The following is a 22,934-nucleotide window of genomic DNA, read 5'->3' as shown; positions in this document are numbered from 1 at the left end:
GGGAGAACCTCATCATGACAGGGATGCGCGATTTTCATTTTATGGCAGTTTCATTTGCGGGCATCGCGCCTCGGGGCATTGCTTTAGCCGCTATCCAGTCAGGCGAAATCGGGATCATCAACGGCGAGTTCGCTCCCTCTTCATCTGTGGTGCGCGCGGCACTTACGGAGCTTCAGGGCACCCCTCGTGAGCGTTGCGGTGTGCGCCTTGACCTGAGTGATCATGTCCTCACTCCCGATATCCTGAAACATCTCCCCTCCCATGTCGGCTGGGTTATTCTGAGTTCCCCTGCCCCCGGGACATTACGCAGTGTCGTGCTCCCCCTCCGCGAACGGAACGTGCGCGTACTGGTTGAAGTCGTGACCACCGAGGTGGCGCAGGCGGCGGAATCGGCGGGCGCTGACGGCGTGATCGCCAAGGGAAACGAATCCGGCGGCTGGGTCGGGGAGGAAACCGCCTTTGTGCTCTTGCAGCATCTGCGCCGCAGCGTCTCGATACCTATATGGGTGCAGGGAGGTATCGGGACACATACGGTTGCCGCCGCTTACGTTGGCGGTGCCGCCGGAGTCGTGCTGGATGCCCAACTGGCGCTGTTAGAAGAGTCGCCTCTGTCCCCGCCGATGCGAACCCGTATCGCAGGCATGGACGGAACCGAAACGCTGTGCCTCAGAGTCCATCCAAACCTTATGTTCCGCACCCTCGCACCCCGCGGGGAGGCCACACAAACCCTCAACCCGGAAGATATCCGCAAACGCATCGGATGGGGGGATGAGCTTACGTCGTTGGCTCCGCTCGGACAGGATGCCTGTTTCGCGCGTCATTTAGCCGGGCGTTATGGTACGGTGGGCCGTACTCTGCGTGGCCTTCGGGCCGAACTGCGCTCGCACCTTCGCTCCGCACTCTGTAGCGCCCCCTTAAAAGAGGGCTCGCCCTGGACGGCGGCACACGCGACACGGTACCCGATCGTGCAAGGCCCGATGACCCGCGTCAGTGACACCCCTGCCTTTGCGGAGTCGGTTGCAGAGGCGGGCGGCTTGCCGTTCCTCGCGCTGGGATTGCAGCGCGCCGCCGAGCTTGAGTCGCTCCTCGGAGAAACACGCCGCCACCTCGGCAAGCGCCCCTGGGGAGTCGGATTACTGGGCTTTCTCGCCGCCCCGCTACGTGAAGAGCAGTTATCCGTTGTGCGCCGACACCACCCGCCTTTCGCGCTCATCGCGGGCGGACAACCGGAACAGGCACACATTCTGGAGCAGGACGGCATACAAACCTATCTTCATGTCCCCACTTCAGGGCTCCTTAAACTGTTTATTGAGGAGGGGACTCGCTGGTTCGTGTTTGAAGGCCGCGAATGCGGAGGGCACGTCGGTCCGTTATCAAGTTTTGTCCTGTGGGAACAGGCGACACAGGTTCTGCTGGAATCCCTTCCTGCGAATGAACTGGCCACCTGCCACGTGTTGCTGGCAGGGGGCATCCACGACGCATGCAGTGCTGCCATGGCCGCTGTCTGCGTGGCGTCATTGGCAGAGCGCGGCGTAAAAATCGGGTTTCTCATGGGCACCGCCTATCTGTTCACGAAGGAAGCGGTGTCATCGGGTGCGATTCTTGAGCACTTCCAGCGCCAGGCATGCGCGTGTCGCCACACGCTTCTGCTCGAAACCGGACCCGGCCATGTCGTGCGCTGTGCCCCCACCCCCTACGCCGAGGTGTTTTCCCATCAAAAATCCCGTCTACGTGCCGAAGGGGCTACCCCCGAGCAGCTTCGCGGGATACTGGAAACACTGAATATCGGACGCCTGCGCCTGGCCGCAAAAGGGGTGACGCGCCGGCATAGCGTCGCGGGCAAGGTAACCCCTGTGAATGAAAACGAGCAACTTGCCGAAGGGCTCTTCATGCTAGGGCAGGCGGCCGCACTCCATCAGGGCGTTTACACCGTGCCAGAATTACATGATGACGTCATTGCCGGGGGAACTCGTCTCCTGATGGAGGCGGCCAGCCCGGCGGCCGAAAGCACTCCGCCTCACGCGGGGACGCGGAACGGGATTGCCATCGTAGGCATGAGTTGCCTGCTGCCTGGCGCCCGGAATCTTGATCAGTTCTGGACCAACATCCTGAACAAGATCAATGCCATTCGCGAAGTCCCACCCACCCGTTGGGATTGGAAACTGTATTTTGACGACCACCGCGAAACCGCCGATCGCATTTACGCGCGTTGGGGCGGGTTCCTGGACCCAGTCGCATTTGACCCGGCGAGTTATGGCATGCCGCCCAGTTCGCTCGCCTCCATCGAACCCATTCAGTTGCTGGCGTTGGAACTGGCGCGCGCCGCGTTGCGGGACGCCGGATACGAAAATCGTTCTTTCCCGCGGGAAACTACATCGGTCATCATCGGCGTCAGCGGCGGTCTGGCAGAGTTGGGGCAGGACTACGTTCTGCGCTCCGCCCTGTCGGCTGGCACTGATAGGCCCGCCATGGCGGGCCACCAGCGGAAACTGCCTGAGTGGACAGAAGATTCTTTTGCCGGAATCCTCCTGAATGTGATTGCCGGCCGCATTACCAACCGGTTCGACCTGGGCGGACCCAGTTTCGCGGTGGACGCAGCCTGCGCGTCTTCGCTGGCCGCCGTCTATCTCGCCTGTCGCGAACTTGAAAGCGGTGCCAGCGACATGGTTCTGACCGGCGGAGCCGATACGTTTCAGAGTCCCTTCAACTACCTCTGTTTCTGCAAAACCCAGGCGCTCTCCCCGCGCGGTCGTTGCCGCACCTTCGACCATACCGCTGACGGCACTTGCATCAGCGAGGGTCTTTCCATGCTGGTCCTGAAACGGGTTAGTGATGCGGAACGGGATGGCGACCGCATCTACGCTGTCATCAAGGGAGTCGGGGCCTCCAGTGACGGGCGCGCCAAAGGCTTAACCGCACCCTCACCGGAAGGACAGATCCGCGCACTCCAGCGCGCTTATCGCATGGCCGGTATTTCCCCCGCAACGATCAGCCTGATCGAAGCACACGGAACTGGAACCGTGGCGGGCGACCGGGCGGAGACCGAATCCCTGCGCCGGGTCTTCGAAGCTGACGGCGCCAAACCCGGTTCGATAGCGCTCGGTTCGGTGAAATCCATGATCGGCCATACCAAGGGTGCCGCAGGCGTTACCGGCCTGCTCAAGGTCGCCCTGGCGCTCCACCACAAGGTCCTGCCCGCCACCCTCGGTGTGGAGAAACCGAACGACAGCCTGACCAACGGGGCCCTTTACGCCAACACCGAAACCCGCCCCTGGATCTCCACCGCTCCGGATCAACCCCGCCGTGCCGCGGTCAGTGCCTTTGGATTTGGTGGCGCGAACTATCACGCGATTGTCGAAGAATATGCCGGGGCGGCCGCCCCGGCCGCCTCCGGGCGGTGGCCCAGTGACCTCTTTCTGTGGCGCGCCCGCTCCATTACGGAAGTCATCCCGCAGGTCACCCTGCTGCTGAAGGCTCTCAAGACAGGTGCCCGCCCGGCCCTGCAAGATCTTTCCTTTACCCTGTGGCAACAGACCCAACACCAACCCGATGGCACCACTCTGGCCATCGTGGCCTCCTCACTTAATGACCTGTCCGCCAAACTGGAGCTTATCAACGCGAAACTCGGAGCTGGAATATCAGCCGTCTGGGATGCCGCCGCCGGGATTTATCTGACCCCTCAGGCACTGGCGAGGAACGGCGGCCTCGCCTTTCTTTTCCCGGGACAGGGGTCACAGTACCCCGACATGTTGCGCGAACTCGCCGTTCATTTCCACGAAATCCGCGAAGCCTTCGAGAGAGCCGACCGCACGCTCGCCGACCGTTTCGAAAAACCACTGTCCTCATTTGTGTTCCCCCCGCCCCGTTTCAGCGAAGACGAGGAACGTGCGGCACGGCACGCGCTCACGGCAACCAACGTGGCCCAACCCGCTCTCGGAGCCGCCGCCACTGGTCTTTTGAACCTGCTGCGCGCTCTGGGCGTGACGCCGAACCGGGTGGCAGGCCACAGTTATGGTGAGTATGCGGCCCTCCACGCCGCAGGGTGCATTACGGCCGAACAGTTGTTTGACCTGTCGGAATCCCGCGGCCGGTTCATCCTCGAAGAAGCCAGGGGGGATCTGGGGGCCATGGCGGCGGTCGGGGGGGACGAGGAGAAAACCTGCTCCCTTGTGGGCAACCTACCCGACCTGTGGATCGCCAACCTCAATTCACCGCGCCAGACTATCATCTCCGGCACCCGAACGGCGATTGCTGCCGCGCTGAAGCGACTGGAGGCGCAGGAGGTTCCCGCGCAGGCCATTCCCGTGGCCTGCGCGTTCCATTCGCCCCTCATGGCCCCTGCCAAAAACCGGTTGCAAGCACGGCTTGGGGAGATTCCTTTTGCCTCACCTGAATTGAGCGTTTATTCCAACACCACCGGCGAGGCCTACCCAACTGAACCGGCCGCCATCCGGTCGCAATTGGGAGAGCATCTGGTATCGCCCGTACGGTTTATGGCGGAGATCCAGGCGATGTACGCGGCGGGAACACGCGTCTTTGTTGAAGTCGGACCCCGCAGCGTACTGACCGGACTGACTGAGCAGATTCTGGGTGATCGCGAGCGGGTGGTCGTTCCTCTGGAAACGCGCCAACGCTCCGGTTTGGAAGCGTTACTGCACGCCCTGGCTCAATTGGCCGCCCATGGCGCACCGGTACAATTGGACCGGTTGTTCGAAGGCCGGTGCCCACGTCAATACACATTGGATCACTTAATCAAGGAAAGCCTCGACGCCCCCTTCCCGCCCACTGCCTGGTGGGTGGACGGTGGCCGCGCCACACCCATGCACTCTCAACCCCTCCCTGCTCAAGATCAACTCACGGCCCTCCCTGTTCTCGGAACAGGGGAAACCGGCCACCTTGCGTCCCTGCTGCGAGCCCATGAACAGGTCATGCAACGTCTCCTCGAGACCCATCAACGCGTCATGGCGGCGGCGCTGGGTAAGGCCTCCACCGTGGGGGCGACAGCGTCTCCTGCTCCTGTCCCCCTGGCACCCGTTCCTGCAGCAGCGCCCCTCCCGGTCACGCCGGTCAGTCCCGCCACACCGGACGCGCCCGTTGCGCAGAAAGGCGCCGGGCATATTCGCCAGGAGGTACTGCGTATTGTGGGCGACCGCACCGGGTATCCTCCGGATATGCTGGATGTTGACGCGGATCTTGAGGCGGATCTCGGTATTGATTCCATTAAGCGCGTCGAAATTGCCGGCCGTCTGCGCAAGGCATTCCCTCATCTCGGCGCCTCCCCCGACGCCTCCACCGCCGGTAATCTGGCGAGCCTCAGGACCTTGAGGGGGCTTATCGATCGGATCACCTCGGTTCCTGTCAACGGAAGCCCGGCGGCCCCGAAACCTGAAGCGGGCGCCGCGGTTGAGCCTGTCACGAAGCCCGACCCGGACGTTCCCGTGCCACGTTTCATGATGCGAATGGAAGATGCGCCCATACCGGCGGAGAAGGCCGCATTGCCGCAGGGTGTGCTCATCATCACAGATGACGGGAATGGACTTGCCGAAACAGTGGCGGACGCCCTCCGCGCTGAGGGGGCCCGTGCGGTGGTGGTTTCGGCAAATGACAAACCGGACGGTACGACCCCCCATTACCCGGCCAATTTTTCAAGCCCGACGAACCTGCATGAGCTAGTCGCCACCATCCGCCGTAACGAGGGCCGGATCGCAGGCCTGATTCACCTGCGGCCACTCCGCCATCTCCCCCCGACCAACGCCATGTCCCTGGACCTGTGGCGCCGGACGATCCAGGAAGACGTCAAAGCGCTCTTCTATCTGGCCCAGGCGGCCGCAGCGGATTTACAAATTCCTCCCGCAGGCCACCAGTGCGTATTCGCGGCCATCGGGACCGCAGACCGGTTCCCTGGCCACGGGGGCCTGACGGGGCTGATCAACACCCTTGCCACGGAATGGCCCGGTCTCAGGGGCCGCACCCTCGCCCTCGACAACCGCGAACCCATTCTCACGCTGGCACACGGGATTATGGATGAACTCCACCGCGATGACCAGGCCCGGTTCATCGTTTTCAATCAAGGCCGGCGACAACAGGTCCGGATCGAGCCGGCCGAGCTGGACTTGAATAAAGGAGAACCCCTGCGCATCGGCCAGGACTGGGTCATCCTGATAACCGGGGGCGCCTGCGGCATCACCGCACAGGTCGCGCTGGAACTTGCGGAACGCTTCAACCCCACGCTCGTGCTGGCGGGACGCTCCGCCTTGCCCGCCGCCACGGAAGCCGACCCGACGCGGGGCGTCGTGGAGCCAGGGGAACTTCGTCGTATTCTTGCTGGAAAATTATCCCACCCCGGCGGCAAGGCAACCATGGCCGAGATCGAGTCCGCCTATCGTCGTCTGTGCCGGGAACGGGAAATTCGAGACACCCTGTCGGCCCTCCGGAAAGCCGGCACCAGAGTAACCTATGTTCAAACCGATGTCCGCGATGCCAAGTCTTTCGGCGACGCCCTGAAACACCTCTATACCAAGTTCGGACGATTGGACGGGGTGATCCACGGCGCAGGTCTGATCGAGGACAAGCGGGTGGAGGACAAGACGCCCGAATCCTTCGACCGCGTGTTCGACACCAAGGCGGATGGCGCATTTATACTAGCCCGGCATTTACAACTCGACTCTCTGAAGTTCCTGGTCTTCTTCTCATCCGTGGCCTCGCTCGGCAACGCCGGACAAAGCGACTATGCGGCTGCCAACGGCGTACTGAACGCCCTGGCCTGCGACCTGGATCACCGCATGGCAGGTCGGGTGATCGCCATTTTATGGGGCCCCTGGCAGTGCGCCGGCATGGCATCGGAAGAAGTCCAGCGCCGGTTCCAGGATCGGGGGGTGCAGATTATCCCCCTCCAGGCAGGCCGGCGTCGCCTCCTCGAAGAATTGCTATACGGCCGCAAGGGTGACGTGGAGGTGCTTTATGGCGACGCCCCCTACTCTTCCGGAGAGGTTCAGGCGAAGGAACAACAATGGGCGTTCCCCCTGATCGCGGGTGATGAATCCGTGATTCATCACCATGGCTCACTCGAAATCGCCTGTATCCTTGATCCTGCGGAGCAGGCGTACCTGCTCGACCATCAACTCGACGGCAAGCCGGTGTTTCCCGCAGCCATGGCCATGGAACTGATGGCGGAATCGGCCCGGGCATTAACGGCACCAAAAACCGGCGGGATTGAAATCACCTCACTACAGATCCAGCAAGGCATTGTGCTGCAGGAGGGGCGGATGCCGCTGCGGGTCATCGGACGCCAGGGGGCCTCACCGCCCGGCCTGGAGCATGCCCGGTCCTGTTCCATGCAAATTTATACTTCCGCAACACCGCAACGCGCGAATTACCTGGCCGAGATTTCACTCGGACTCGATTCAACGCCCTCCTTGATAACCCCCGTAACCTTCGGAACCTTTGAACCCTTTCCGCTCAGTGTGTCCGAGGTCTATGCGCGTTGGCTATTCCAAGGCCCTTGTTTTGCGGGCATCACGGCCATTGAAGGAATAAGGAAAGACGCCATCGCAGGACTATTGCTTTCGGTATCTCCCGCGAAGTGCCTGTCCAAGGCGCCACCCGGAAGCCAATGGCTGATTGATCCCACGGTGGTGGATGCCTCGCTCCAACTCGTGATTCTGTGGGAACGTCACTGGCACGACATGACCCCCCTTCCCATGCAAATCGGGCGGTTCCGTCTTTATCAATCCCTCTCCGATCAACCCGTCCGCTGCCTAGTCAAGCCAACCCTTTCTGACGGCGGGGAGTTGCTGACCGCCGACTTGTATTACACCGATTTGCAGGGCCGTCTGCTTGCGGTGATGGAGGGATTGCAATGTGCTTGCACGCGGGCGCTGAATCGCCTCAGCGACTCCCCCGCCCGCCCAATGGCGCCCCACCGCAGCACGGAAAGGCGGCATGTTGCGGCATGTTGACGGAAGACCCCATCGCTGATACTTTCCGCACGCCCCTGGTGTTTGGTGCTCTCCCAGGCCATCGGGCGCACGGCATTGTCCGGAGCCCGTGGCGACATCCCGTTCAAACGGCGGGCCTCGAACATGGCTGGTGCTGCCAATGTGTGGACGAAAACCGAACCACTGCCTGGAAGGAAACCGCCGCCCCCTTCATTCTGCTCGAGTCCGAGTGGAAACACTGGCGTAACCTGCCGCACACAGACACCCAGCGCCGCTGGTTGCGCGGTCGCGTAGCCGCCAAGGATGCAGTAAGGCTGCTTTTGACAGAGCGTTACAATAGGGCGGCCGCCCTGGAAACCATCAGCGTGCTGCCGAACGAATATGGACAACCCCAGGTCCAGTGTACCGCACTGCCGAATGCGGGCACCTGGGTTTCTGTATCGATCTCGCACTGCGGGAACAGCTCCGTGGCTTTGGCCGCCGAACGTTCTGTATCCAGTCGCGGGGTTGGCCTCGACGTCGCCTCTCAGCTGGATAGCCATGAGGGTCTGGCGGAAGGCGGGTTCGCTTCTACCGAAATAGCCTTGCTGAAAAACTGTCCCGAAGAGGAGCGTAACGACTGGCTTCTGCGCCTGTGGTGCGCGAAAGAGTCCGTCGGCAAAGTCCTCGGTATCGGGTTGATGGGAGACCCGTTGAACTATCTCGTGCGCCGAGTCGACCACGCCAAGGGCGTGGTGGAGGTCGAAATCAAACATAAGTCCGCCGTAACGCACCAAAGCCAGAGACTGATGACTGTCCACGTCGGGTGCGACCGAGGAATGGCTTTCGCAGTGGCGCACCGCGAGGAAAACTGAATGGCCTGGCCCTGGCAAAAACCCGAGAACGAACCGGAGGACACCCTCTTGCAGGAGGTAACCCAGACCCTCGCCCAGGTACTGGGCCGCTCCCCCGGCAGAACTTATGCGGACATTCACCCCGCCGCCCACCTCGGAGCCGATCTCGACTTAAGCTCCATCGCGGTCGCCCGATTGGCGGGCTTGCTGCAAAAACGACACGGCAAAAAACCCCTGCCCTTTCACATGTTGTTCGTGAAGCCGGATGGCTCGATGCTCCGGGACATCCGGGTTTCGGATGTCGTGACGTTTCTTGGGCGGCACCTCTATAATGGACATCCATGAGTACCCCTTCATTAGTGTATTTGGCACGTCCCGCCACCTTTGACGACCTCGATGAGGTCGCGGTTCTGCTTCACCGTGTCTTCGGTGTACAAACAACTGCAGAAGTTTTGAAATGGAAATTTTCCGGATGCGCAGGCCATCTGGTAGGATCCACGGTACTGATCCGCGACCACAAGATCGTTGGTTTTCTTGGCCAGATTCCCCTGCGGATCCGCATGGCAGGCCGGGACCTCCTCGCGGTCCAGGGGGCAGATGTGGGAATTCTGGGGGAACATCGCCGACTCGACGCCTTCCTTAACCTGCTCGTGAAAACCATTGATAATCTCGAGGCACAAGGCGTCGCGCTGTCTTACGGAACCGCCAATGCGAATGCCGCAATCACCCTGTCAACCCTGCTCGGACAATCCACCGTTTCAAAAACTCCTCTGCTCGTGCTGCCGCTCAGAAATACAGTCCCATCCCCGGCCCGACCAGAAGTCCGCCTCCTGACCCGTTTTTTTACGGCCTGCATCCACTGGACAGAACGCTGTGCCGCACGGTTTCCGGCCCCTGCACATCACCCGCTCCGCATGATCCGGCTGGATCGTTTCGACTCCCGTTTTGACACCTTTTGGGAACGAATCCGGGATGACTACCTGATCCTGCTTGTCCGTGACGCCAGTCATTTGAACTGGCGGTATGTGGAGGCGCCCGGTGTCGTATATGAGCGCATCGGCATCGAATCGACCGTCTCCGGCGAAATCGAGGGTTATGCCGTCCTGAGCCTGTCACGGCGGAGGGACCAGCTTCGCGGACGGATTTGCGACCTGGTCACACCGCGGCAGGGAAACCGCCGGGCCGCCCACAAACTGATTGCGACCGCCATCCAATGGTTCCGATCCCAGGGGGCGGATATTGCCGATGTCTGGATGTTTCCTCATACCCATTTGCGCCTCCCGTTACGGTTGCACGGTTTCATCCCCCGCAACACAACAAAGGGACGATTCCAGGCGAACATGTTGACGTCGAGCGCCGCCTTGCACCTTCAGGGGGTGGAGCGTGCGGAAAACTGGTTTCTGGCGATAGGCGATAGTGACACGGCATAAGGCCTCCATGAAAATGGTGACTCACAACACCCTTTACTGGATCCTCACCCTGGGGGTGATAGGCATGATCTATCTCTCGGCGCTGTTATCGCTGCCCCCGTCCGTATTCTGGTCTCCCGACGAAGGCGCCAAATTTATCCAGATGCACAGCCTGCTGACGGACGCCGGGATAGCCCACCCCATTGCCTATGGCGCGGCGGCGCAGGATCCGTTATTCACATTCTATCCCACCGCCCCGATTTATCCACAGCCGCTCTGGCCCAGGGGAGTTCTTAATCACTGGTCCAATTTGTTCCCCCTGGTTTCGTTACCGTTCTTTCAGCTCTTCGGTCTCCGGGGCCTCTATGTCGTTCCCCTGCTCTGCGCCCTTTTGTCGGTAGTCGCCGTTTCTGTCCTAGCCCGGAAAATGGAACCCGGCGCGGCCACCCCGGGGCTGCTGCTGGCTGGACTCGGAACGCCCCTGTTCTTCCAATCCGTTCTATTTCTGGAACATACGCTGGCCGGTGCCCTGGGCCTGGGCGCCCTGCTTGGGGGGTGGGCCGCAGTTTGCACCCCGCCCCACCGCCAGTCGGTTTACGCCGTTGCCATGATCGCATGCCTCATAGGGTTGTTCATCTTGCGCGACGAAACGGTCATTTTCCTTGCCGCCCTGACTTGCACCGGCCTTCTCCTGCTGGGAAAGGGTCGGACCCACACCGGGCTCCGTGCGGGACTCGCGTTGCTCGCATTCCTTATTCTTCTGGCCATGGTGAAGGCCTTAGGCGATACCCTGGGTGACTCTAACCGGGCATCGGAACTTATCCGAAACGTCACCGGGGCTTGGGCCGGACTTAAAGACCCGGTGTTGTGGTGTGCCCTTCCGACCCACCTGCTCCACGTATTCATTAATGACCCCCTGCCATTCGGTGTTCCGTTATCCCAGAAATGGGCCGTGACCGGACTGGCCGGACTGGGCTTGTGTGCGCTGTCCCAAATGACGGGGCCCCGGTGGCAGTTCCCCGGCTGGCTGCTCGGAGCGGTTCTCGTCAGTATCCCCAGTCTCCTCGGGCTCTGTATGTCGGACCGGTACCGGGCGGTACACGGCCTGTTGCTCTCGACGCCCTGCCTGGTTCTGGCCTGGTTGCCATTGCCGGCAGGCCATAAGCCCACTGCCTCGCGCGAACGATTTCTCGTTACATTACTGCCGGTTTATCTGGTCATCTATGCGCTTGCCACCTGGCTTTTCCGCCGCCCCTCGGGCGGGCCGGAATGGGGACTGCGGTATGCACTGCTTGCCTACCTTCTGGCGGCAGCTGTGGGCGCGGTGGCCGTGACCCGGTTTCAACAGACGAGCCGGGGCTGGCGCCGGTTGGCCGGACTCGGGCTGGCCACTTTGCTTGTGGTCATGTCGTGCGCCTATGGCGTGCGCGGCATGATTGAAGTTCAGGTCACCAAGCGGGATCTCCAAGCCTTTGAACAGGAGATTCACGAAGCCCACTGCCCGCTCATCACCGACCAATGGTGGCTGGCGTCGGCCCTGGCACCAGCCTTTGTCCACACTGAATTTTACACCTTGAATCCCCATGCCACTCCCGATTTGTGGCTCGCCCATATCGCGAACAAAACCCCGGCATTCCTCTATGTCAGTTATGACACCCCGCCGGACCCACCCAAAGTCCCCAATGGTCCGAAACTCATCCTGGCCCAGCATCGCCGCATCCAGGGAATGATCTTCTCCCGCTACAGCGTGGAGAAACCATGAACACAACGTCGAGGGTCCAAAAGTCCATGTCCAAAGGTCAAAGTCAACTTCTTGGGTTACTGGTTTTCCTGGCACCCTTCTGCCTCTACTTCAACACGATGGCACCAACGGTCTACGGGCTCGATAGTGCGGAACTGACCACGGGGGCCTATACACTCGGCATTGTGCATAGTCCAGGTTCGCCGCTCTATCTGCTGGTGGGTCGGCTCTTTTGTTTTCTGCCCTTTGGCGACGTGGGCTGGCGGATGAACCTGATGTCGGTCGTAACGGGCTCCCTCAGTGCTTTCTTCATCTATGCCACCGTACTCCGGCTCACCGGCCGGGCCTGGATCGGCGTGGTGACGGCCTGGTTGCTAGCGGCCTCCTATTACATCTGGGTCTGGAACATCGTGGCCGAACTGTATTCGCCGCATCTCTGTATCGTATCGGCCCTGATCTGGCTGATCATTAAGTGGCGGGCCACGCATCACGACGGGCTTCTGTGGGCCACCGGCATCCTGGCCGGACTGGGGGCGGGTAATCATACCGCTTTGGTCCTGGTCGGGCCCGGCCTGGCGTGGTTGGTCTTCACCTCGGATCCGACCCTCTGGCGCCAGCCCGGGCGTTTCCTCGGACCGGGGCTCGCCTGCCTGTGCGCTTTTATCGCGATCTTCCTATACATGCCGATCCGCTCGGCGGCTCACCCGTCCCTGGATTACGTGCGCGATTATTTCCCCCAGGTCAACCTGCTCACGATCAAGGGCGTGATCTGGATGATCCGGGGCGGCATGTTCGAAAGCATGTTTTTCAACGTCACCCTGAACGAGATCGGCCGCCACTTGTTCCGGCTCGGCACTCAACTGCTGGCCAATTTTGGATTTCTGGCAACCGCCGTGGGGCTGCTGGGCCTGGTCTCCGGACTGACCGGTTCACGCGAACGCCGCCACTTCACCCTCTCCTGCCTGCTCATGTTCCTCTTTCACTCTGGCTTCTATGTAACCTACGGCGCCTCGGACATTGAATGGATGTATTCAGTGAGCTACCTGATCCTGGCCTTTTTCTTCTGTATAGGCTTGTCCACGCTGGCCGACCGCCTTTCCGTTTCGACATCGCCGGGAGGGAACCTTTCTGGTATCGCCCTGAAACTTCTCGCGGGGGCCATGGTCTTGTCGCTTAGCTGGTTCAACTACCCCTATCTGGATCTCAGCCGCGATCATTCCGCCCGTGTCGAGGGGGAACATATCTTTGCCTCTCTCGGGCCACAGGCGCTTTTTATCGGCATGTGGGAGCACGAACCCATCCTCAACTATCTGCAATTGGTTGACGGCCTAAGGCCGGACGTCCACGTCATCAACGGGGTTTTCACCGGACCCCTTGGGGCACAGCAGCTCGCCTGCGACGCCCACCACGATGGCCACCCTGTCTACACGACCTATCCCAACCTGTTCAGCCAGGACTTCACCCTCAGCCCGTTTAAGGGAGGGATTTGCTATCGCGTTTTGCCAAACGAGATTCCGCCGCACCAGAAACTAATAGACCGCTAACGTGGCACCAACAGTCGTGGGTGATAATGCGGCACTTGTAAGGAATTTAAATCAATGCAAAACATACTTATTCGGTCATGGAAACCAGTGGCGGTGGTCTTACTGCTTATCGGCATCGACCTTACCGTGAGTCTGCCGATCATGGGGGCAACGTACCGGCCGTTCCAATGGATGACCCTTGCCTCGACGAGTACGTCCGTGCTCTACCCGGTGATCCAAAACCTGTCCTTTATGGGAGGCAAACCCTTTCTGACCGTTCAGACAACCAACGGCCAGACGTGCGTCTTGCAGTGCAACACGAACCTGAAAAATTCAAGCGGATGGGTCAATGTGGTGACCCTAACGGCAACGGGACGGGTGATGCACCTGACGGATACGAATCCTATTCCCCGCAGTTCCGCGTTCTATCGCATCACAAACTCATTCTAAGGACGACATGAAGGCCCTCCGTCCAGACATCGCACTCGTTGGCATGGCGGGGATCTATCCCGGCGCTTCCGTCATCAGCCGACTTTGGAACAACATCGTAGCCAAAATCGAATCGGTCTCCGATGCCCCCGCCAGTTGGAACGCGCCGCATTTTCACGATCCCGCCGCCGGGGGAACTAACAATACCCACACCTATTGCCAACGAGGGGGATTCATCGAGCCATTCGCTGAGTTTGATCCTTTGGACTTCGGGATTATGCCCGGTTCTGTCGATGGCAGCGATCCCGGCCACTTCCTGACCCTGCGGGTCGCCCGCGAAGCGCTGGCTGACGCCGGCTATCTGGAACGCCCGTTTGACCGCCAACGCACCGGCGTCATCATCGGACATGGCAGCTATCCGCATCGTGGGATGACGGCCAGCGGGGCCTATGGCGAAGCCGAGCGGTTTGTTGAAATGCTGCGGTCCATTGTTCCCGACCTGCCACCCCAAGTCATGGATAACCTTGTAAACCGGATCAAAAGTCGGCTCCCGCCATTCACTCCGGATACCTGCCCGGGCCTCATTTCCAATGTCCTTTCCGGCCGCATCGCCAACCGCCTGAACTTAATGGGCCCCAATTACCTGGTGGATGCCGCCTGCGCGTCCTCACTCATTGCACTGGATGCGGGTATACGCGAACTAGTGGCCGGCCGGTGTGATATGATGCTTGTCGGTGGAGCGCAGGAAAACACCAACGCCGGTATCTTCATCGTTTTCTCCATGTTGGGCGCTCTCTCCAAACGCGGCAAGTTACGCCCCTTCGACAAAAATGCCGACGGCACCCTGCTAGGCGAAGGCGTTGGCTTTGCCGTGATCAAGCGCCTGGCGGATGCCGAACGGGACGGAGATCGCATCTATGCCGTGATCAAAGGGATCGGCCTCTCCAGTGACGGGCAGGGACAGGCGTTTCTCGTACCCCGGCTTGAGGGCGAAGTGGCCGCCATGGAACGTGCGTATCAGGCCACCGGCTTCCCCCCCTCCACGGTGGATCTGGTGGAGGCGCATGGAACCGGTACGGCCGTGGGCGACCGCATCGAGATCCAGGCCATGACCCAAATCTTTGGAACCCGCGACGGTCAGTTGCCTCGCTGCGCAGTGGGTTCAGTGAAATCCATGATCAGCCACACGATCCCTGCCTCAGGGATGGCCAGTCTTTTCAAAACTTCGCTCGCCCTATTCCACAAGGTATTGCCCCCGACCCTGTGCGAGGAACCAAACTCCGAATTGGGAATCGACAAGAGCGCTCTATATATCAACACCGAATCGCGGCCCTGGATCCATGGCAAGGCCCACCCCCGCCGTGCGGGCGTGAATGCCTTCGGCTTCGGAGGCATCAACAGCCACGTCGTGCTGGAAGAGTATTCGTCGGATTGTGCGAAGGGCACGTTGCTTCGCGATTGGCCCTGCGAATTGGTCACGGTGCGGGGTGCCTCGCGCCTGGCGCTCAGCGAAAAGGTGCGTATGCTGCGCCAAGGGCTCGCGGACCTTCCGCCGGAGACGGCCCTTCTGGACATGGCCTTCACGCTTAACCGTCTGGACAACCCCGACCCCTCCCCTTGCTGCCTGGCCATCGTGGCGGACTCCCCACAGGATCTGAATTCGAAACTCGATGCCGCCGTTACGGCTCTGGAGGATCCCGCACGCCCCGTCATTCAGGAACGGCAGGGGATCTATTATTTTGACAAGCCCCTGGCCCGTGAGGGGAAACTCGCCTTTCTCCTGCCCGGCGAGGGCGCCCAGTATGCCGGTATGCTCGCGGATCTCTGTATCCATTTCAACGAGGTCCGGAGCTGGTTCGACCGGGCGGATCGAGCGTTCATCGAGCGTGGCCGAAGCCCGCTGCCCAGCCAGATTGTATTTCCGCCCCCGAACCTGACCCCCACCGAGCAGCAGGGCGTGGAGGCCGGCTTATGGAGCATGGAGTATGCCCTGCCCCTTGTCGCCACCGCAGATAGTGCCCTGTATCATCTGCTGCTCTTGCTGGGCGTGCGACCCCAGGCTATCGCGGGACACAGCACGGCCCAGGATCTGGCCGTGGAAGCCGCCGCCTTCGCCGATTGCACCACCCCGGCCAATATCATGGATAAACCTGTGATCGAGGATCGCGTAATTGAACAATGGGTGCGCGACCTGGTTCCTGAGGCGCAACTGCTTTCGGTGGGGGCCTCGGAACCCGCACGTATCGCGGCGCTGGCGGCGGAAAGCGGTGGAACGCTCCATGTGGCCATGGACAACTGTCCAAATCAGGTGGTTCTGTGCGGCAGCCCGGCCGCGATTGCCTCTGCGCGCGCCACGCTGGAATCCGAAGGCGCGCTTTGCCAGTTCCTGCCCTTTGACCGCGGCTACCACACGCCGATGTACCGGCCCATCTGCGACCGGATCGCACGCACGGCCGGCACGTACGAGGACCGAATCCCGAAGATTCCCGTTTATTGCACCACCACGGGCAAACGCCTGCCGGAGACGCCGGCCGAAATCCGGCGCCTCATGATTGACCAGTGGGCTGATCCTATCCGGTTCCGGGAAACAATCGAAACCATGTATGCCGACGGGGTACGCCTTTTCCTGGAAGTGGGCCCGCGCGGCAACCTTACCGGATTTGTGGATGACATTCTGGCCGGGCGCGACTATGCGGCCATCCCCTGCAATCTCGCTTCACGGGGAGGACTCCTCCAATTGCACCACGCCCTGGCCCAACTCTGCGCCCACGGCGTGGAGGTGTCTCTGGATCGGTTTTACTCTCAACGGGGCCCCAGCCAGCTGGCTATGGATGACACTCGCCGGACGGCCAACACGCCGCCGCACCGACACCCGACAAAACTCAAAATGGACATTCCCTTAATAACCATGGATGAAACCGACCGCCGGGAATTACGCGAGCAACTGACCACTATCCTCAGCGGTCAGGCGACCGCGTTAGCAATCCCGGTTCTGCCGACCATTTCTCCACCAACCGATTCGCCCTTGCTGCAAGCCCACATTCAGACATTGGACCGAATCCTGGCAACCCACGAGGAAGTCATGCAAGCCCTGTTCTCCCAGGTCGCCCCCCCCCTGTGATACCTCTATGAAAAATCACTCCTATGGCAATCTGCTCACTGCTCACCGACTGTCTGTCTGCCTCCTTCTTCTTCCTTTTCCCGCGCTCAGTTCCACTCCTCACTCCGCATTTGATCGATACTCGGTCATCCTTACGCGCATGCCCTTTGGTGATGAGTCTGCCGCCTCCACCCTCGCTGCCAGTGCTGTCATGGTGAACCAGCCGCCAGAAGAGAGTTTCACCAAGAACCTCAAAATGTGCGCCATCACCCGCAACCAGTCTAATGGTAAAATTCAAGTGGGCATCGTCAATATGGCCACCCGAAAAAATTATTTCCTCCACGAAGGTGACTCGGAAGACGGCCTGGAAATCATCCAGGCCGATTTCGATAACGAAAAGGCACTGTTGAGACATAACGCAAAGGAAGAATGGATGGATATGACTTCAGCGACGGCGACTACACCCGCGCTCACCTTTGGCCCGCATGGCATGCAAATTATGAAACCATCCCAAACCATCCCGCTTGCAATTTCGACAACGGCAAGCGATCATTCCGCCGATCAGGCGGATATCAGCACGGACTCATCTTCCCCAACAACTTTAGACGCGGAGTTCCAACGGATACTGGGACAGCACCAGGCGGAGCGTGCGATTTCACGGGAGGGTTCTGAAATTGCTTCTGCTATGCCTGCGCCAGTGGGGGGGGGCGGATTTGGGTGGGTGAATAACAGTTCTGCGGTTTCGTCCGGGGCCAAGGATCAGACGGCAACGGCTAGTCCTGCTGCGCTGGAAAGTCCTGCGGCATTGGCATTAAACCAAAGCATGGCGAGCGCGCTGGAAGTGGCTGCAACGATTCCGCCCCCGGATCCGACTCCGATTCAAGTGGCCGCGATGCCTGGTTTTGCAGCGGGAAAGAATGATGCGCCGGTTATGGATTCCACTCCAGACGCGCCGCAGTTAACCGCAGCGTATCTGCAAAAACAACTTCAGGATTACCAGATGGTACTAATCCGGTCCCAAGGCGAACAAGGCCCGCCTCTTCCCATTGTATTGACGCCTTCGATGGACGCCCAGTTGGTCTCCGAGGGTGTCCTGCCCCCCCGAGCGCAGTGACGAATCGGATTCTGATGCAAAGGAAATCAAACCCTCACGAAGGAATGATTCACTACTAATGGTTAAAGGAGATATACAATGACCGTAAAACCCAGTCTGATTAAGGTGGGCCGACAAGGCATTCCGGTTCGGGGTGCGAGGATACCCGCGTCCTTCTTCCGACATCAGATGCCCGGTAAGTGTTTCGTTGTCCTTGACGAAGGGGATCGGCGCCTGATGCATGTCCGCGCCTCAGATCTGAACGCCATCCGGCGCGCCTACGGCGAGTACGTGAGCACCATAGAGAGTCGTGGCCGAAGTAGCCTGGCAAAATAGCAGGCCTCACGTGAAATGAAAAGTTTAGAAAGTTTAGAAGAGAAAGTTTAGGGACACACAAATTGTAGATCGTCCATAACAATTCATCCCATCGCTTCTGTAATTATTAATTCTGAAGGCCGCGCAGCTATTGGTTCCGAACAAATTTAGCGTTACGCATCAGAAAGTTTAGGGACACACAAATTGTAGATCGTCCATAACAATTCATCCCATCGCTTCTGTAATTATTAATTCTGAAGGCCGCGCAGCTATTGGTTCCGAACAAATTTAGCGTTACGCATAATGCCCTCTACCAAAACCAGGCGGAATTCCATCAAATCAGCTCCACCAGCACAATGATGGATTACGGCTTGGCTAAACCGCCTGCCGGTATCATCCTCATGTTTCGATTCCACCCGTCCGGCTATCAGCCGAGTGCGCCAGCCCCATACAGATCCACTCTCAACTGACGCGCCGTAAACATGTCCCCAAAGTCCGCCCCCTTCATCGGACGGGCTCCCGTATCCCGTTTGGCACTAAAATGCTCCCGATGCCTGCAAAACGCGTCCTCTACAAATACCCGGCTCCCGATGATCGCTCCATCCGTGAAATACCGGATCCGACTGCGCAGGATCTCACTCAGAGGTAGCTTGCCCGTATTCGCGATCACCTCTTCTACTGCCTCCGGACTAATCCCTTTCTTCATCGGCTGTCCATCGGCGCGAATTCCCTTCTCCTCGCCTTTTACGAACAGTAAGTGTCGGTAGCGGGCGGCAACAGCTGCCCACCCTTCAGGAACATCGCTATCCTTCATCACCACTATCAGCGCTTCTCTCGCCTCTTTTGATCCACCCATCGCCTCCCCATAGCCGCTATACCTATAGTCTTTCGGATCCTTTACGATCCCAGCCCTGATCGGATTCAAATCAATATACGCGGCCATGGCGCTTAGCGTCCGCGAGGTCCCTTCTATCAGCGCACTCTTGAACCGTTCCTCCCACAACGTCCCCTTCCGCTGGTGGCGCTTGTTGTATGACATGCTCACCCGCTGTTTCAGCGTCTTTACAAATTCGCCCAAGTCATACATCCGGTAGGTGAATTCCCGTTTCCGTGCATCAGCTGCCACATGATTCCCCGCTGCCCTCAAGCATGCCAGGTGTGACCCGATGTTCTCCACCACTGTTTTGTCGTACAGAAACAATAATCGCCTCAATAGTTCTGTATCGCTAACCTCTTCCCGTTTAGGCACATATGAAAGAGCGTGAAAATGGTTGTCCAGCACCACGTACGTCATGATCCGGATCCCGGAAAATGATGCCACCGCTCGAAGTGTCTTCCGGAATCGCTCCTTCTCGTCGTCATCAAACACCATCCTCCGGTCCACCACTCTCGACCAGACATGGTAATAGGCCGATTCCTCCTCGACTATTCTCGAACTGCGCATAAATCCTCCTCTTGACGACTACCCGCTCAGAATCTAAACGCATTTATACCTAGCTTTTATCTTTTTGTATAGATGTTTATTAACTAATTGTATGTCCCTATGGATTTCCTATGGATTTTCGGTTCACCGGTCATGCAAACGCACCTCCACACGATGGATCAGATCCTCGCCACCCACGAGGACATCATGAGTGCCCTGCTTTCCCGCACCGGGGCTCCCGCAGCCACCCAGAACTAATCAATTATTCACGCGCTCCTTTTCAACTCGCAATGGCCCCCCGCTAAGGTCTCCTCCATCGAACGAACACAAGGCGACACGGGGTCACTTTCACCAACAAAGCCGGCCCGTAAGTCCCTGGATCGTTCCGGCCGGAGCGGCCTCACGGCTGCTCCGGTTCTTTTTTTTCCATCAACTTCTAACGCGCCCTCAATCGTTCGCTAATGACTGGCGGCTATTGTTGCCTGTTTCATCACACGAATGAGGTCAATATTATGATCACACCTTTTATCCGCGTACTGGTATTGCCGTTCCTGTCCTTAACCGCCATGGTTCATGCGGCCGGTGACACAAATATCGTGACCGAAATAACCGGGCGGTTCAAACCCACAAAATCCACCGTCATCATGAACTACGACGTGACCTATGCGCTGCTGCATATCCGTTTGAAACGCGTGGCGAATGCCTCGCTCAAGGCGACCGAAGGAGTGTGGCGCAGCCCCCTCTCCCGCGAAAGTATTCCCGCCTGCCTGATAGATTTCCAGGTGGAGTCCCCTCACACCGGGGACGACACAGATGACCACGTTCGCCTGTTTAAGCGAACGGTGTCTGTGCTCACGATGCCTGACCTGAGGATTATTACGTACGCCAAGCATAATGATGAATTCATCAAACCGTTCTTCCGGCAGGCGCGCCGCATGAACTACATCGAGATCTATAACTTTGAGTCTGGCGCCCCCACCTATTGGCATCACGATCTTCTCTCCGGCACCGTAGAAACGAATCTGCCGGGCATGGCGGACCTCGCCAAACAGAGCACCGAAGTGGCCACCGTGTTCCAGACCTTGTATGCCGCCTATAATGAGACACCGGCGCCAAACCAAGCCCTCGCGCCCTCGATTCACTTTAATGTGGATGGCACCGTCAGGACTTTTGATTTAAAGATGAGGAAGGGCCAGATTTCAGCCCTTGCTTTTCCCGGAAAGTTCAGCGCTTTGTCCGCAGACATCCAGCCGGCAAAAGACAGTGATGGTCGGAACGAAAGTTTCTCGATGTGGTGTGTGCCTTTCCGCAAATTCGCCCTTGAGACCGGCGATCCTGAACTCAAGTCCCTCGCGAAAACCAGTTTGGAGTGGTCTATGTTGCCGTTGTCAGGCGACTATGGCCTGTTTCTGGGGTCCATCCAGTGCACCCTCACTAAAATCTTTGTCCAGGCACAAGACAACCCCATTTCGGTCGTTAAGCGGTAACTGGGATTGCCAGTTTTTGAATGGAAGCCGCCATCTGCCTGAAGTCGGGCGGCTTGAGCATGTATTCGCACACTCCCGCTATTCTGGCCTGTTCAGGTGACACGGCTTCGCTGTATCCCGTACAGAGAATCACGGGCAGATCCGGGCGTATTTGCAGGACTTCTTTTGCCAGGTTCACCCCCGTCAGGCCCGGCATGGTCTGATCGGTCACCAGCAGATCAAAGTCCATGGCATGCTGGCGAAACAGCCCCAGCGCCTTGTGACTATCATTCTCCGTCACCACCGTAATCCCATACTTGGGCAGGATCTTGCTGGCCAGGCGGGTAACGGCAAACTCATCGTCCACGAAAAGAATTCGGGTCTTCGGTCTGCGGGCAAGCTGGGAGACCTGGTCCACTTCATTCGTAACGGTCACCCGTGCAGTGCTTCCTTGCGGTTGATTCTTCAAGACGGGGAAATAGAGATGAAACTGGGATCCCTTTCCAACGACACTTTCTACAGAGACAAATCCTCCACAGCGCGACATGATACCATGCACAACGGACAAACCCAGCCCGGTGCCCTCATTTTGCTTTTTCGTCGTAAAGAATGGCTCAAAGATGCGCGATACCATGCCGGGGGGAATCCCCGTTCCCGTATCCGCGACGGAAAGACGCAGGAACTCCCCCAGCAGAAGCTCCGCCCGCATGGACCAACCGAGTACCGGCCCCTGGTGGCGGTCCAACGAAATCTGCATCAGACCGCCCCGCTCGCGCATGGCATGGTAGGCATTGGTACAGAGATTCATAATGACCCGGTGCATTTCATCAGCGTTCGCCATCACCTGATCGCTCTCGACATTCAAGTGCAGTTCAATATCAATGGTGGAGGGCAGGGAGGAAGTGATTAACCGCACCGCATCCTTGATTACAGGCTCCAGGTTCACCTGACCATATTCGTTACTCTGATGGCGACTAAACGCCAGTATCTGCTTCACAATTTCCCGCGCACGCATGGCACTGACGGAAATCTGATCGATGAAATCCTGCTCGATGGGTTCCCCCCTCTTCTGCATGACACTCATGAGCTCGGCATATCCCAGGATAGGGGTGAGGATGTTATTCAGATCGTGAGCAATCCCACCCGCCAGGGTGCCAATGGCTTCCATTTTCTGAGCCTGGACCAGTTGAACCTCGGTTTCGAGGTGGTGTTTTTCAAAAACCCGCAAGACCGCCCGGTTCAGCAGTACCGCCCGGTACTTCCCGCGAGCCGTCAGGACAATGCCATCCGGGTTGGGGTTCTGTGCCGAGGAATCCAGAAGTTCTTTCCTGGTGATTTCCGACGGCAAGACCAGAGTGGGTTTCAAGAACTGCTGCACCGTCTGCCTTTTGACAAGATCGCGGCCAAACTGTGCGTAGGCGTGGCTTTTCAGGTCATATTCCCGCACCACGCCCAACACGCGGTTTCCCGCATCCACTATCGGCAGAAAGGGCCAATCGCTGTGATTGCGAAACAGATCAAAGACGTCCAGCATGGACGCATTGACATCAACGGCCTCAATCTCCAGCCAGATTTCGCTCAACTTCATCGGATGTTTCCGCCTCTGCGCGTATGCTGCGCTTTACCAACAACCCTGGAATCACTCTTGGGATATTGACACAGACC

The 22,934-nt window shown here is 59.1% G+C and carries 14 protein-coding genes; 12 read left to right on the top strand and 2 right to left on the bottom strand.

Annotation, left to right across the window (positions count from 1 at the left end; all coding sequences use genetic code 11):
* Positions 1–41 precede the first annotated feature (41 nt).
* From WCS52_10240 to WCS52_10195, 10 genes are all read left to right on the top strand, one after another.
* Positions 42–7,958, top strand: a complete 7,917-nt coding sequence (locus WCS52_10240; GenBank protein MEI6167564.1) for an SDR family NAD(P)-dependent oxidoreductase — start codon at positions 42–44, stop codon at positions 7,956–7,958.
* Positions 7,859–8,791 (top strand): 4'-phosphopantetheinyl transferase superfamily protein, encoded by a 933-nt coding sequence (locus WCS52_10235; protein MEI6167563.1) that lies wholly within the window; start codon positions 7,859–7,861, stop codon positions 8,789–8,791. The genes WCS52_10240 and WCS52_10235 overlap by 100 nt, the downstream gene beginning before the upstream one ends.
* Positions 8,792–9,115: a hypothetical protein gene (locus WCS52_10230; GenBank protein ID MEI6167562.1), complete on the top strand. Its 324-nt coding sequence runs from the start codon at positions 8,792–8,794 to the stop codon at positions 9,113–9,115.
* Positions 9,112–10,200 carry a GNAT family N-acetyltransferase gene (locus WCS52_10225; GenBank protein MEI6167561.1) on the top strand — a complete coding sequence of 363 codons (1,089 nt, stop codon included), beginning with the start codon at positions 9,112–9,114 and terminating at the stop codon, positions 10,198–10,200. Before WCS52_10230 ends, WCS52_10225 begins: the two co-directional genes overlap by 4 nt.
* Before the next feature lie 7 nt (positions 10,201–10,207).
* The gene (locus WCS52_10220; protein ID MEI6167560.1) at positions 10,208–11,941 is read left to right on the top strand and encodes a hypothetical protein; all 1,734 of its coding nucleotides are present in this window, start codon (positions 10,208–10,210) and stop codon (positions 11,939–11,941) included.
* On the top strand, positions 11,938–13,464 hold the full coding sequence (locus WCS52_10215; GenBank protein ID MEI6167559.1) for a DUF2723 domain-containing protein: 1,527 nt from the start codon (positions 11,938–11,940) through the stop codon (positions 13,462–13,464). The genes WCS52_10220 and WCS52_10215 overlap by 4 nt, the downstream gene beginning before the upstream one ends.
* A 54-nt stretch (positions 13,465–13,518) precedes the next feature.
* Complete coding sequence (locus WCS52_10210; protein MEI6167558.1) at positions 13,519–13,893, top strand: hypothetical protein; 375 nt, start codon at positions 13,519–13,521, stop codon at positions 13,891–13,893.
* A gap of 7 nt (positions 13,894–13,900) precedes the next feature.
* Positions 13,901–16,993 carry a type I polyketide synthase gene (locus tag WCS52_10205; protein ID MEI6167557.1) on the top strand — a complete coding sequence of 1,031 codons (3,093 nt, stop codon included), beginning with the start codon at positions 13,901–13,903 and terminating at the stop codon, positions 16,991–16,993.
* Positions 16,994–17,000: 7 nt separating this feature from the next.
* A complete protein-coding gene (locus tag WCS52_10200) occupies positions 17,001–18,086 on the top strand; it encodes a hypothetical protein (GenBank protein MEI6167556.1) in 1,086 nt (361 codons plus the stop codon).
* 78 nt (positions 18,087–18,164) lie between these two features.
* Complete coding sequence (locus WCS52_10195; GenBank protein MEI6167555.1) at positions 18,165–18,401, top strand: hypothetical protein; 237 nt, start codon at positions 18,165–18,167, stop codon at positions 18,399–18,401.
* 406 nt (positions 18,402–18,807) lie between these two features.
* Here the strand turns inward: WCS52_10195 and WCS52_10190 are convergent, their stop codons facing one another.
* Positions 18,808–19,824: a transposase gene (locus WCS52_10190; GenBank protein MEI6167554.1), complete on the bottom strand. Its 1,017-nt coding sequence runs from the start codon at positions 19,822–19,824 to the stop codon at positions 18,808–18,810.
* A 99-nt stretch (positions 19,825–19,923) separates the two neighbouring features.
* On the opposite strand from WCS52_10190, the gene WCS52_10185 reads away from it, so the two are divergent.
* Entirely contained in the window at positions 19,924–20,061 is a 138-nt protein-coding gene (locus tag WCS52_10185; protein ID MEI6167553.1) for a hypothetical protein, read from the top strand.
* Between the two features lie 254 nt (positions 20,062–20,315).
* Positions 20,316–21,290: a hypothetical protein gene (locus WCS52_10180; GenBank protein MEI6167552.1), complete on the top strand. Its 975-nt coding sequence runs from the start codon at positions 20,316–20,318 to the stop codon at positions 21,288–21,290.
* On the opposite strand, the gene WCS52_10175 is transcribed toward WCS52_10180, so the two are convergent.
* Complete coding sequence (locus WCS52_10175; GenBank protein MEI6167551.1) at positions 21,280–22,857, bottom strand: ATP-binding protein; 1,578 nt, start codon at positions 22,855–22,857, stop codon at positions 21,280–21,282. The two genes, WCS52_10180 and WCS52_10175, sit on opposite strands and share 11 nt — an antisense overlap.
* Between the last annotated feature and the right edge of the window lie 77 nt (positions 22,858–22,934).

The sequence above is a fragment of the bacterium genome (genome assembly GCA_037128595.1).
In the GTDB taxonomy this organism is placed as follows: domain Bacteria; phylum Verrucomicrobiota; class Kiritimatiellia; order CAIKKV01; family CAITUY01; genus JAABPW01.
The sequence above is the reverse complement of the archived record's forward strand: the minus strand, read 5'-3'. Positions and strand labels throughout refer to the sequence as shown.